The sequence below is a fragment of the Amycolatopsis lurida genome (assembly GCF_900105055.1).
In the GTDB taxonomy this organism is placed as follows: Bacteria; Actinomycetota; Actinomycetes; order Mycobacteriales; family Pseudonocardiaceae; genus Amycolatopsis; species Amycolatopsis lurida.
This window is the reverse complement of record NZ_FNTA01000004.1, coordinates 4,559,713-4,572,138: the sequence shown is the minus strand read 5'-3', so window position 1 is coordinate 4,572,138 and position 12,426 is coordinate 4,559,713. Positions and strand designations below refer to the sequence as shown.

At 68.9% G+C, this 12,426-nt stretch carries 12 protein-coding genes and 1 tRNA gene; 7 read left to right on the top strand and 6 right to left on the bottom strand.

Features of this window, described 5'->3' with window-relative positions:
- The first annotated feature begins 27 nt into the window (after positions 1–27).
- The 3 genes from BLW75_RS26915 to bagB are packed head-to-tail and all read left to right on the top strand — an operon-like array spanning position 28 to position 2,433.
- Positions 28–276 (top strand): hypothetical protein, encoded by a 249-nt coding sequence (locus BLW75_RS26915; RefSeq protein ID WP_034314700.1) that lies wholly within the window; start codon positions 28–30, stop codon positions 274–276.
- 22 nt (positions 277–298) lie between these two features.
- Positions 299–1,303, top strand: a complete 1,005-nt coding sequence (gene bagA, locus BLW75_RS26910; protein WP_034314838.1) for an ATPase BagA — start codon at positions 299–301, stop codon at positions 1,301–1,303.
- A complete protein-coding gene (gene bagB / locus BLW75_RS26905; protein WP_034314697.1) occupies positions 1,303–2,433 on the top strand; it encodes an ATPase BagB in 1,131 nt (376 codons plus the stop codon). The genes bagA and bagB overlap by 1 nt, the downstream gene beginning before the upstream one ends.
- A gap of 64 nt (positions 2,434–2,497) precedes the next feature.
- Here bagB and BLW75_RS26900 read toward each other — a convergent pair whose 3' ends face one another.
- Positions 2,498–2,815, bottom strand: coding sequence for a WhiB family transcriptional regulator (locus BLW75_RS26900; RefSeq protein ID WP_005166974.1), 318 nt, complete (start codon positions 2,813–2,815; stop codon positions 2,498–2,500).
- Positions 2,816–3,165: 350 nt separating this feature from the next.
- On the opposite strand from BLW75_RS26900, the gene BLW75_RS26895 reads away from it, so the two are divergent.
- The 3 genes from BLW75_RS26895 (at position 3,166) to BLW75_RS26885 (ending at position 6,648) form a co-directional block, all read left to right on the top strand.
- Positions 3,166–5,334 carry a transglycosylase domain-containing protein gene (locus tag BLW75_RS26895; RefSeq protein WP_091598382.1) on the top strand — a complete coding sequence of 723 codons (2,169 nt, stop codon included), beginning with the start codon at positions 3,166–3,168 and terminating at the stop codon, positions 5,332–5,334.
- 284 nt (positions 5,335–5,618) lie between these two features.
- On the top strand, positions 5,619–6,545 hold the full coding sequence (locus tag BLW75_RS26890; RefSeq protein WP_198935769.1) for a metallophosphoesterase: 927 nt from the start codon (positions 5,619–5,621) through the stop codon (positions 6,543–6,545).
- A gap of 29 nt (positions 6,546–6,574) precedes the next feature.
- Positions 6,575–6,648, top strand: a tRNA-Pro gene (locus BLW75_RS26885).
- Positions 6,649–7,018: 370 nt separating this feature from the next.
- Here BLW75_RS26885 and BLW75_RS26880 read toward each other — a convergent pair.
- Complete coding sequence (locus BLW75_RS26880) at positions 7,019–7,711, bottom strand: class I SAM-dependent methyltransferase (protein ID WP_034314690.1); 693 nt, start codon at positions 7,709–7,711, stop codon at positions 7,019–7,021.
- Positions 7,712–7,750: 39 nt separating this feature from the next.
- Here BLW75_RS26880 and BLW75_RS26875 point away from each other — a divergent pair, with 39 nt between their 5' ends.
- Positions 7,751–9,595 carry a prolyl oligopeptidase family serine peptidase gene (locus tag BLW75_RS26875; protein ID WP_034314688.1) on the top strand — a complete coding sequence of 615 codons (1,845 nt, stop codon included), beginning with the start codon at positions 7,751–7,753 and terminating at the stop codon, positions 9,593–9,595.
- 13 nt (positions 9,596–9,608) lie between these two features.
- Here the strand turns inward: BLW75_RS26875 and BLW75_RS26870 are convergent, their stop codons facing one another.
- From BLW75_RS26870 to BLW75_RS26855, 4 genes are all read right to left on the bottom strand, one after another.
- Complete coding sequence (locus BLW75_RS26870; RefSeq protein WP_034314685.1) at positions 9,609–9,794, bottom strand: 2-hydroxymuconate tautomerase; 186 nt, start codon at positions 9,792–9,794, stop codon at positions 9,609–9,611.
- 10 nt (positions 9,795–9,804) lie between these two features.
- Entirely contained in the window at positions 9,805–10,431 is a 627-nt protein-coding gene (locus BLW75_RS26865; RefSeq protein ID WP_034314682.1) for a TIGR03085 family metal-binding protein, read from the bottom strand.
- A 62-nt stretch (positions 10,432–10,493) separates the two neighbouring features.
- On the bottom strand, positions 10,494–11,867 hold the full coding sequence (gene gad / locus BLW75_RS26860) for a glutamate decarboxylase (protein WP_034314679.1): 1,374 nt from the start codon (positions 11,865–11,867) through the stop codon (positions 10,494–10,496).
- Between the two features lie 71 nt (positions 11,868–11,938).
- Positions 11,939–12,415: a Dps family protein gene (locus BLW75_RS26855; protein ID WP_034314675.1), complete on the bottom strand. Its 477-nt coding sequence runs from the start codon at positions 12,413–12,415 to the stop codon at positions 11,939–11,941.
- Between the last annotated feature and the right edge of the window lie 11 nt (positions 12,416–12,426).

Below are 12,426 nucleotides of genomic sequence, written 5' to 3'. Positions count from 1 at the left end.
ACGAGCCCCCGCGCTACCGTCACCCGCATGGAGACCTGGCGTGTGGTCGCGACCGTCCTGCTCGCCGCGGCCGGGCTGCCGCTGGTGCTGGTCCTGATGGCGAAGGCACGGGACCGCACGGACCGCTCGTCGACGGTCGCGATCACCGGCGCGGTGGCCTTCGTGGTCCTCTTGCTGCTCGGTGTGGTGATGCTCACGGTACTGCCCGGCGCTCTGACCTGGGGCGTCGTCGCAGTGGTCGCCGCTGCGCTCGGCGTCATGATGCTGGCGAGCTGACCGCTCAATTAGGGTGGGACCGGTGAGCACATCCCTTGCCGGCTGGACCGACGAACTCGCGAGAGCCAGGCTGCATTTCGTCACCGGTAAGGGCGGGACGGGCAAGACCACGCTCGCCGCCTCCCTCGGCCTCGCGCTCGCCAAAGGCGGGCGCCGGGTGCTGCTGATCGAGGTCGAAGGCCGCCAGGGCATCGCCCAGCTCTTCGACACCGAGCCGCTGCCGTACGCCGAGCAGCGCATCGCGGCCGTTCCCGGCGGCGGCGAACTGCGCGCCCTGCACATCGACGTCGAGGCCGCGCTGCTCGAATACTTCGAGATGTTCTACAACCTCGGCTTCGCGGGGCGGACGCTGCGGCGGATGGGCGCGATCGAGTTCGCGACCACGCTCGCGCCGGGGCTGCGCGACGTCCTGCTCACCGGGAAGATCAAGGAATGCGTCGGCCGCACTGAATCGGACGGCCGCCACACCTACGACGCCGTCGTCGTCGACTCGCCGCCCACCGGCCGGGTCGTGAAGTTCCTCGACGTCACCAAGGCGCTGACCGATCTCGCCAAGACCGGCCCGATCCGCGGCCAGGCCGACGGGGTCGTGCGCCTGCTGCACTCCGGTGAGACCGCGGTCCACCTGGTGACGCTGCTGGAAGAGATGCCGGTGCGGGAGACCGTCGAAGCGGTCGCCGAACTCGACGGCGCGGATCTGCGCCCCGGCGCGGTGCTGGTCAACCGGGTTCGCCCGCCGCGACTGCCCGCCCGTTCGGTGACCGCCGCCGCGGACGGCCGCGTCGACGCCTCGCGCGTCCGCGCCGGCCTCGCGTCGGCCGGGCTGAACCTGCCCGACAGCACCCTCGACGCGTTGGTCGAGGAGACCGTCGAGCACGCCGTGCGGGTCGCGGCCGAGCAGCGCGCCCGCGAGCAACTCGCCGAAGCGGACTTGCCGGGCCTCGAACTGCCGGATCTGACCGACGGCGTCGACGTCGCGGCGCTCTACGACCTCGCCGAAGCGCTGACCGAGCAGGGGGTGCGCTGATGTCGGACGTCCTCGAGGTCGACCGGCTGATCGACGATCCGGAAAGCCGGGTCATCGTGTGCTGCGGGTCCGGCGGGGTCGGCAAGACGACCACCGCGGCGGCGCTGGCGTTGCGCGCGGCCGAACGCGGGCGGCAGACGGTGGTGCTCACCATCGACCCGGCCCGGCGGCTGGCACAGGCACTCGGCCTGCGCGAACTGGGCAACCACCCGAAGCAGGTGCAGGTCGAAGGCTTCGAGCCCAAGGGGGAGCTCTGGGCGATGATGCTCGACATGCGCCGCACCTTCGACGACATGGTGCGCGTGCACGCCGGCCCGGAGCGCGCCGAGCAGCTGCTGCAGAACCCCTTCTACCAGACCATTTCCACGTCGTTCTCCGGAACGCAGGAGTACATGGCGATGGAGAAGCTGGGGCAGCTCGCGGCCACCGACGAGTGGGATCTGATCATCGTCGACACGCCGCCCAGCCGGTCGGCGCTGGACTTCCTCGACGCGCCGACGCGGCTTTCCAGCGCGCTCGACGGCCGGATGATCCGCCTGCTCACCGGTCCGGCCAAGGCCGGCGGCTGGGGCCTGCGCAAGGTCGTCAACGCCGGGTTCTCGATGTTCGCGAAGGCCGTCTCGACCATCATCGGCGGCCAGCTGCTGACCGACGCTTCGGCGTTCATGCAAGCCTTCGACAGCATGTTCGGCGGCTTCCGCGAACGCGCGCGCAAGACCGCCGAGCTGCTGCGGTCCGGCGGGACGTCGTTCCTCGTGGTGGCCGCGCCGGAGCCGGACGCGCTGCGCGAAGCGTCCTACTTCGTGGAGCGGCTCTCGGAGGAGAGCATGCCGCTGGCCGGGCTGGTCGCGAACCGGACGCACCCGGTGCTGGCGCCGTTGTCCAGCGCCGAAGCCATCGCGGCCGCCGAGCAGCTGGCGAAGGGCGAGGTCGGCGCTCCGCTGGCCGAAGCCGTCCTTCGCCTGCACGCGGACCGGGTCGCGCTGGCCGATCGAGAGACGCGGCTGCTCGCCAGGTTCACGCGGGCGCATCCCGAGGTCCCGCTGGTGCGGGTGCCCGCGCTCCCCAGTGACGTGCACGATCTCGAGGGCCTGCGCGACATCGGCACGCGTCTGGCCACCCAGTCCTGAATCTCCGTGAAGGGCCCCTTCCCTACCTTGGACTCAGGGAAGGGGCCTTTTCACGAAGCCATGGTCACGAGACTCGGACGCGTACGTCTTCCTCTTCGTCGATCCCGGTGAAACTGCGCTTCGCCGCTTCAAGCAGGTCCGCCCAGCTGGAAACGTCCGGCCGCCGCCGCAGCAGCGCCCGCCGTTCCCGTTCGGTCATACCTCCCCAGATGCCGAAGTTGATCCGGCCATCGAGCGCTTCGGCAAGGCATTCCGTCCTGACCGGGCAACCGAGGCAGACCGCCTTGGCCCGGTTCTGTTCCGCCCCCCGGACGAACAAACCGTCCGGATCGGTGTCGCGGCACGACGCATTGACTCGCCAGCTCGACTGGTTGGTTTCCATACCCCCAGCTCCCTACCCTGGTGTTCGACACACCACGGGGGGACGAAAAGCCTGCGCTCCTGCCCCCATGAGCGTGTCTCCCTGTGTGCTCACGTCGGTTGAGCCGACACCTCCCCGGTGCCGGTGCCTCCGTTCGGTCGAATGCGACTGCCGCTCGCACTCACCCGTCTGTCGGCTTTTTCATACGTGAGACGTTGACGGACTGTAGGGGCCCTCGGTTCCCCCCGCCAAGCCCTAGAATGCCTGTCGTTACCGAAAGTCACCTCATGGGGTCGATTTCGTGACCGAATCCGCACTGACAGCGAGGTGACGTCACGGTGGGCTAACGGGATCCGCGTACCCTGGTCCGCGTGCGCAAAACGGACGGTCTGCTGAAGCTCATTGGCCTGTGTGTGCTCGCTGGGGTGCTGGTCGCGGGGATGTTGTTCCCGGTGGCGGGCGCCGCGGGGGTGTTGTCGAACCAGGCGAGCGAGACCGTCGACAAGACATCTTCGGACCTTGCGGACATACCGCCGCCGTTGGTGACGACGATCACCGACAACACCGGCAAGCAGATCGCGACGCTGTACAAGCAGTTCCGCATCCCGACGAGCGAGACGCAGATCAACGACGCCATGAAGTGGGCGCTGATCTCGGTCGAGGACAAGCGCTTCTACGAGCACAACGGGGTGGACTGGAAGGGCACGCTGCGCGCCGCGGTCAGCAACAGCACCGGCGGGGACACGCAGGGCGCTTCGACACTGACCCAGCAGTACGTCAAGAACTACCTGATCAACGTCGTCTACCGGGACGACAAGCCGGGACAGAAGCGCGCACAGGAGCAGTCGGTCGCCCGGAAGCTGAAGGAAGCCCGGATCGCGATCCAGCTGGAAACCAAGCTGAACAAGATGCAGATCCTGACCGGCTACCTGAACGTCGTCGAGTTCTCGCGCGAGATCTACGGCGTCGGCGCGGCCGCGACCGCCTACTTCAACACGCCCGTCGAGAAACTCACGGTGCCGCAGGCGGCGCTCCTGGCCGGTCTGGTGAACAACCCGATCATCAACGACCCGTGGAAGAACCCCGCGAAGGCGACCGAGCGCCGCAACCTGGTGCTGGACCGCATGGTCGACAACCAGAAGCTCGCGAAGGTGGACGCGGAACGCTTCAAGGCCGAGCCGCTCGGCGTCGTCGAAGGCGGGCCGCAGAAGCCCGCGTCGAACTGCACCGGCGCCGGTCCGGAGAACGGTTTCTTCTGCCAGTACGTCGAGGACTATCTCCTCAAGTCCGGGATGACGAAGGACGACCTCTACACCGGCGGCTACCAGATCAAGACCACTTTGGACGAACGAGCGAACCACGAAGCCAAGATGTCGGCCGAAGCCCAGGTCAAGAAGACCCAGGACAACGTCGCGAACACGCTTTCGCTGGTGAAGCCGGGCAAGCAACGGCACGAAGTCGTGGCTCTGGCGGCGAACCGTGACTACGGGCTCCACGAAGACCAGGGACAGACGACGTTCGCGCTGCCTTCCGGCGTCTACAACACCGGTGGCGCCGGGTCGGCGTACAAGGTCTTCACCGCCGCGGCGGCGTTGGAAGCAGGCGTCGCCGGGATCAACTCTCCCCTTCCGGTGCCCGACTTCTACACCTCCCACGTGTTCGCCGGTGGTGGCCCCAAGTGCGCCCCGACCGGGCCGCCGTTGCGCTCGCGTTGGTACTGCCTCGGCAACGCGGGTGACTACAACCCGGCGGGCGGGACCATGTCGCTGCAGCAGGCGCTGGCGACCTCGCCGAACACCGCGTTCGTGGCATTGGAGGAGCGGGTCGGCAGCACCGGCCCGATCGTGGAGATGGCGCGCAAACTCGGCATGCGCGACACCATGGCCAGCAACCTCGGCGGCGGTGCCGTCGACCCGAAGTCCGACAACCCCGGCGCCAACGCCAGCCAGCTTCAGGCCTTCGGCCCGAGGCCCGGGTGGCCCGGAAACGCTTCGTTCACCCTCGGCCCCGCCCCGTTGAGCGGCCTGGAACTGGCGAACGTCGGCGCCACGATCATGAGCGGTGGCGTCTGGTGCCCGCCGACGCCGCTGGCCGGCGTCACCGACCGGGACGGAAAGCCGGTGTCCGTCAAGGAAGCCGCCTGCGAGCAGGTGGTGCCCGAAGGACTCGCCAACACCCTCGCGGTCGGCATGAGCAGGGACAGCCAGCCCGGCGGGACGTCGTTCGGCGCCGCGAGCGGCGCCAAGTGGAACCGGCCGGTGATGGGCAAGACCGGGACCACCCAGAGCAACGGCTCGGGGACGTACCTCGGAGCCACTCCGCAGCTCGCGGGCGCGGCGATGGTGTTCCGTCCGAAGGGTGGAAACGGCGGTCTCTGCTACCTCGGGCCGGGTAACGTGACCACCCGCGGCTGCGAAAACATGTTCGGCGGGAAGACGCCGGCGCAGACCTGGTTCGGGGCGATGTCGAAAATCCTCGAAGGCCAGGAGCCGCTGCCGCTGCCGCAGCCGGACCCGAAGTACATGGGCGGCGGACGCTGAGCGGCACGGCCATGTTTATCAGCGCAAATCACGATGAGTCACACGAATCTAACTTTGAGTGAGCGACTGGCGGCCTAACGGGGAACGGCGGTCGACGGGATCATGTCGGTTCATCGCGACACTCCGCGTCGACCACGGAAGGTGAAGAAAAGAGGCCATTCCAGCGATTTACCGAGATCGCCGGAATGGGGGCGAACGATCACCACCGGAGAGCACGTAAACTGGACATTGTGAGCACGCTCAGTAACGAAAGCACTTCGGGGGCGACGGTACGGCGCTTGGCCGTGGGAACCGTCGCCCTGGGAGCCGCGACCCTCGGTTACGCGGTCGGTATCGAAAGGCGCCGGTGGACGCTTCGCACCGCGGAGCTCCCGGTCCTCGCGGCAGGGGCGAAGCCCTTCACGATCCTCCACATCTCGGACCTGCACATGCTGCCCGGCCACGTGAGCAAGCAACGCTGGGTAGCGGCGCTCGACGAACTCGAACCGGACCTCGTCGTCAACACCGGTGACAACCTGTCACATCGGCAGGCCGTCCCGTCCGTGCTGCGCGCGCTCGGCCCCCTGCTCGACCGCCCCGGCGTGTTCATCTTCGGCAGCAACGACTACTACGCGCCGAAACCGAAGAACCCCGCGCGCTACCTCATGCCGAAGGGCAAGAAGAAGCGCATCCACGGCGAGCACCTGCCGTGGCGCGACCTCCGCGCGGCCTTCGTCGAACACGGCTGGCACGACCTCACCCACGTCCGGCGCACCATCGAGGTCGCCGACCAGTACGTGTTCACCGCCGGCGTCGACGACGCCCACCTCCGCCGCGACCGCTACGCCGACATCGCCGGCCCGGTGGACACGGCGGCCGCCGTCCGCATCGGCGTCACGCACTCCCCGGAGCCCCGCGTCCTCGACGAGTTCGCCGGAGACGGCTACGACCTCGTCCTCGCCGGGCACACCCACGGCGGGCAGCTCCGCGTCCCCGGCTACGGCGCGCTCGTGACCAACTGCGAACTCGACCGCACCCGCGCCCGTGGCGCGTCCCGCTGGGGCGCCCAGATGTGGCTTCACGTCTCCGCCGGTCTGGGCACGTCGCCCTACGCCCCCGCGCGCTTCGCATGCCCTCCCGAGGCGAGCCTGCTGACCCTCGTCCCACGGGGTACGACCAGCGGCGATCGCCGGAACGCGGCCCCCCGCAAAGCCCGGAACACCGTCCGCTAGACTTCTCCACGACCCGTTAAGCAGTACCCCGGGGTGTGGCGCAGCTTGGTAGCGTGCCTCGTTCGGGTCGAGGAGGTCGTGGGTTCGAATCCCGCCACCCCGACGTTGGATCGAAAGAGCCTTGCTCGCTTTGGCGAGCAAGGCTCTTTCGCGTTACAGGCCCCGATTCTGGAGTTTCGATCTCCCCCATGTGGCACGGGGGCTCCAACTCCGCATTGGGGTCACGCCCCACCCCACCGCACCGAGAAACGAGCACCGGCCAGCCCCCGCCACTCCCAGGGGGGCGACCCCGAGTCCAGCGTATCGGTGGGGAGCGTCGGGGCTGGGCGAAAGCGGGGGCAGCGGGGGTGGTTGTCCACAACGGCGAGCGTCTGTGGATAGCCGATGGGCGCGCCGAGACCTCAGGGGTTCCCAATGCCTCATTTGAGACGTTGAGTGTCCCCAGCGCCACAGAGGGAGCCACCGAAAAGGTCTCAGCGGGTGGCGAGGAGCTCGGTCCAGCATTGGGCGAAATCCCCATCGCCCGAGCGCGCCCACGACCACGCCGAGCGGGCGGCCGAAGCGAGCTGGTCGCGGTCCGGGGTCGTCGCGGTTTCCAGGGCCGTCACCAGACGCGCCTCCACGGAGGTCGCCAGCGCCCGGTATGTCGTATCCGTGCGGTAGCGGATTTTCGTTCGCACGTCGGCGAAACCCGCGGCCGTGACCGCGGCGGGCAGCGAGCGTCCGGCGAACGGATCCCCGCCCGCCCGGCGACACAGCAGATAGTGACCGCGCAGGGCGGCGTCGACGTTCGCCGTCTTCGGCCGCAGCCGCGCCCGGCTCCAGTCCGATGTGGACAGTGCGAGGGTGCCGCCCGGTTTGAGGACCCGCCGGAATTCCGCCAGCGCGGCACCCGGTTCTTTCAGGTGCTCGAAGACGGCGTGCGCGAAGAGCACGTCCACCGACGCCTCGGCGAACGGCAGCGCGCACGACTCCGCCACCAGAAAGTCCACTGTGGACTTTCTGTGCCCGTTGCCGATACCCAGGGTGATCGAACCCGGCCCGCAGCCGACGTCGACGCACCCCATCCCCGGTCCGAACAGCGGTTGCGCGAACACGGCCCGCTCGACCGCCTGACGCGCGAACCGCGCGGACACCGCGGCGCGCGGCGCGTTTCCCTCCAGCACCCCGCACACAGTACGGCTCCGGAGTGGCAGGATCGAGGGGTGAGCACGCAGCCAGGCACTGAATATCCGTCCGCGGCGGTCCCGGACCGCCTGTTCGACGACGCCGAAGCCGAGGCCAGGTGGCGGGCCCGCTTCCGGGCACCGCGCATCTCGGTGCCCGAATGGGCCATCGACGCCCCCGACGCCAACGTCTACGTCTCCAACGCCAGCGGCGTGTGGGAGGTCTACTCCTGGGACCGGTCGACGGGCGAACACCGCCGCGTCACCGATCGGCCCAACGGCACCATGCACGCGACCCCGTCCCCCGACGGCCGCTGGATCTGGTGGTTCAACGACACCGACGGCGACGAATTCGGTTCCTGGGTCCGCGAACCGTTCGCGCCGGGGGCCGCCGCCGAGCGCGCGGTGCCGGGCGTCCACGACGGCTATCCCGCCGGGCTCGAGATCGGCGGCAAGGTGGTCGCCGTCGGCGTCTCGACCGACGACGGAACCGAACTTTTCGCCCATATCGACGGCGAAACCACGTCCTTCTACCAGCACGAGGACGACGCCGGGATCGCCTCGTTGTCCCGCGACGAGTCGCTGCTCGTGATCTCCCACTCCGAGCACGGTGATTCACGACACCCCGCGCTGCGCGTCCTGTCGACCGACGGCTTCACGGCGGTCGCCGACAAGTGGGACGGCGAGGGCAAGGGGCTCGGCGCGCTGGAGTTCTCGCCGGTCGCGGGTGATCAGCGGTTGCTGGTGCTGCACGAGCGGCGCGGTCGCGAAGAGCTGCTGATCTGGGACACCGCCGCGGACACCGAGCAGGAGATCGAACTGGACCTGCCCGGCGAGGTGGTCGCCGGCTGGTACCAGGACGCGCGGGCGCTGCTGGTCGTCCATTTCCACCAAGGCCGCAGTTCCCTGCACCGCTACGACCTCGCCAGTGGTGAATTATCCTCTTTGGACACTCCGCCCGGCCGGATCGGCGGCGCGGGAGTGCGGCCCGACGGCACCGTCGAGTATTCGTGGTCCAGCGCCGCGCAGCCGACGGCCGTGCGCGCGCGGACGGCGGACGGCGCGGACTCGGTGCTCCTCGAACCGCCGGGCGAGCGCGCCCCGGGGTCGGTACCGGTCACCGACGCGTTCGTCGACGGGATCGGCGGACGGATCCACGCGCTCGTCTCGCGTCCGCCCGACGCGCCGGAAGGTCCGCTGCCCACGGTCTTCTCGTTGCACGGCGGGCCGCATTCGGCCGACGAGGACCGCTTCTCCGCGTACCGCGCGGTGTGGCTCGACGCGGGATTCGCCGTCGTCGAGGTCAACTACCGCGGTTCGACCGGCTACGGCTCGGCCTGGCGTGACGCCATCGAAGGCCGTCCCGGCCTGACCGAACTCGAAGACGTCGCCGCCGTGCACGACTGGGCGGTCCAAAGTGGACTTTCGGATCCGGCCAAATGCGTGGTGAACGGCGCTTCGTGGGGCGGATACCTGAGCCTGCTGGCGCTGGGCACCCAGCCGTCGCGCTGGGCGGCGGGGATCGCCGGAGTGCCCGTCGCGGACTACGTCGCCGCGTACGAGGACGAGATGGAGCAGCTCCGCTCATTCGACAGGGCGCTGTTCGGCGGTTCGCCGGAGACGGTGCCGGCGGTGTACCGGGAGTGCTCGCCGATCACCTACGTCGAAGCCGTGACGGCTCCGGTGCTGGTGCTCGCCGGGGACAACGACCCGCGCTGCCCGATCCGGCAGGTCGAGAACTACCTCGACAGGTTCGCGAAGCGGGAGATCCCGTTCGAGTTCTACCGGTTCGACGCGGGCCACGGGTCGCTGGTGATCGCCGAGACGATCAAGCAGACCGCGATCGAGGTGTTCTTCGCGCAGCGGGCGGTCGGGCTTCGCTGACCCCGGCGAGGGGTCAGCGCTCGGAGAAGAGAGTCCCGCCGGACGCCCAGTGTTCGGCGGGAATCTCGGTGATCGTCACCCAGACGCCTTCGGCTTTGCCGCCGCAGGTGCGGACGAAGGCGTCGGTCACCTCGCGTACGAGGGCCTGCTTCTGTTCGGCCGTGCGGCCGGGGAACATCGAAACACTGATCATCGGCATGGCCGGAACTCTAAAGGCCGCGATCGTGCTTCCGGAGCCTGTCCACCGCGTAAGCGTCACCCTCGAAGGTGACACGGACGGCGTCGCGGCCGAAGACGAACAGCAGCAGCTCGATCGGCGCGCCGATCACGGTCACCGTGTCCGGGCCTTCCTTCACCCGCGCTTCGCGGCCTTCGGGGGTCTTCAGGATCACGCCGACCGGTGATTTCCGCAGGTTGAGCTTCGAGGCCTGCTTCGCCGACTTCCACGCCGCCGCGTCCCGCGCGGCTTCGGCCGGACGCGGTTCCCAGCCGGGCTGTCCCCGGCGGACGTCCTCGTGGTGCACCAGGAACTCCGGGCCGTTCACGACCTCGTCGAGCGGGCCGATCGTCGTCGGCCAGAACCAGGCGGGGCCGGACCGGACCTTGCCGACGACCTCGGACCACGGCCGCGCGGCGTAGGAGTCCTGCACGCGCTGCGTGTACGACGCCAGCGCCGGGACCAGGATGCCGGGCGCCGCGTCGGGCCGCCGCTCGCGGACCAGCAGGTGCGCCGCGAGATCCCGCGTCTTCCAGCCCGCGCACAAGGTCGGCGCGTCCGGGCCGACCTCTTCGAAAAGCTCGCTCAACGCACGACGTTCGTCTCCGGCGACTCCCATACCCCACGACGTTACGCGCCGGTAGGGCGCGGGGAAATCCGGCGTGACGCAGGGCACCCGGCTCAGTGATGGAACGCCGTCCGCGATCGCGGGCCGTGATCGAGCTCGGGGAGCAGGCGCCGCAGGTCGGCGAGCAGCAGATCGGCGAGATCGTGCGTGAAACCGTTGCGCACCACGATCCTCAGCACCGCGAGATCGGTCCGGTTCTCGGGGAACGTGTACGCCGGGACAAGCCAGCCTCGCTCGCGAAGCCGCCGTGATACGTCGAAGACGTCGAAGCTCTCGACACCCGCCTTCGTCGTGAAGGCGAATACGGGCAGCTGATCGCCACGCGTCAGCAGTTCGAACGGGCCGAGCCCGGCGATCCCGTCCGCCAGCTGAGTCGCCACGTCACGCGAAGCCTGTTGCACGGCACGAAAACCTTCGCGGCCGAGCCGGACGAACGTGTAGTACTGCGCGGCCACCTCAGCGCCGGGGCGGGAGAAGTTCAGCGCGAAAGTCGGCATGTCGCCACCGAGATAATTGACGGTGAAGACGAGCTCCTCCGGCAACGCCGACTTGTCACGCCACACCACCCAGCCGACGCCGGGATAGACCAGCCCGTACTTGTGCCCGGAGGTGTTGATCGACGCCACCCTCGGCAGGCGGAAGTCCCAGCACAGGCCGGGGTCGAGGAACGGCGCGATCATCGCGCCAGAAGCGCCGTCGACGTGCACCGGGATGTCCCAGCCGGTTCGTTCCTGCAAACCGTCGAGCGCGGCGGCGATCTCGGCGACCGGCTCGTAGCTGCCGTCGAAAGTGGACCCGAGAATCGCGACGACGCCGATCGTGTTCTCGTCGCAGCGGGCGATCGCCTCGTCGGCGGTGAGGTGGAAACGGTCGCCGTCCATCGGCACCAGCCGCGGCTCGACCTCCCAGTATTCGCAGAACTTCTCCCAGCAGACCTGGACGTTCGCGCCCATCACCAGATTCGGTTTCCCGGTGCGGCCCAGCTTCGACCAGCGGCGTTTCATCGCCATCCCGGCGAGCATGCAGGCTTCCGACGAACCGGTCGTGGAGCAGCCCATGATCGCGGCAGGATCGGGCGCGTGCCACAGGTCGGCGAGGATGTTCACGCAGCGCCGCTCGAGTTCCGCGGTCTGCGGGTACTCGTCCTTGTCGATCATGTTCTTGTCGACGCATTCGGCCATCAGCTCGCGGGCCTGCGGCTCCATCCACGTGGTGACGAACGTGGCGAGATTCAGCCGGGCGTTCCCGTCGAGCATCAGCTCGTCGCGCACCAGCTGGAGCGCGGTGTCGGGCGGGAGCGGGTCTTCGGCGAGGCTGTCGTGCGGGAGGCGGATGTTCGCGGCGAGCGCGGGATACGCGCCGGCGTGCAGCGGGTTCGCCCCGCTCTTGCGACTCGGATCGGACGCGGTTCCCTTGTGCAGCACCATGAATCGAACGGTAGCGTCTCGTGAGTGGTAAGGACGGTTAGAACCGTCCTTACCACTCACGAGGTGGAGGGTCAGGCCTGCTGCGCCTGCCACATCCAGTGCGCCTTTTCGAGCTCCTGGGTGATCTCGATGAGGAGATCCTGGGTGACCAGGTCGCTCTTGTCGGTCTCGTCGATGCGCTTGCGCAGCCGCTCGATCAGCGCCGCGAGGATGTCGACGATCGCGGCGACCGTGGACTCGACGGACTGCCAGTTGTCGGGATAGTCCGGCAGGCCGGAGCTCTCCACGACGGCCTTCGCCTGGCCGTTCGGCGAGATGCCGATGGCGTTGGCGCGCTCGGCGACCTCGTCGACGTACTGACGCGCGGTGGCGACCAGTTCGTCGAGCTGCAGGTGCGCGCTGCGGAAGTTCGCGCCGACGACGTTCCAGTGGGCCTGCTTCGCGATCAGCGACAGATCCACCAGATCGACCAGCGTGGCCTGCAAGGCGTTACCGGTGATCTCCTTGTCGGCGTCGCTCAGCGGACTCTTGATCGGAGACTTGCCCATCTTCGGTCTTC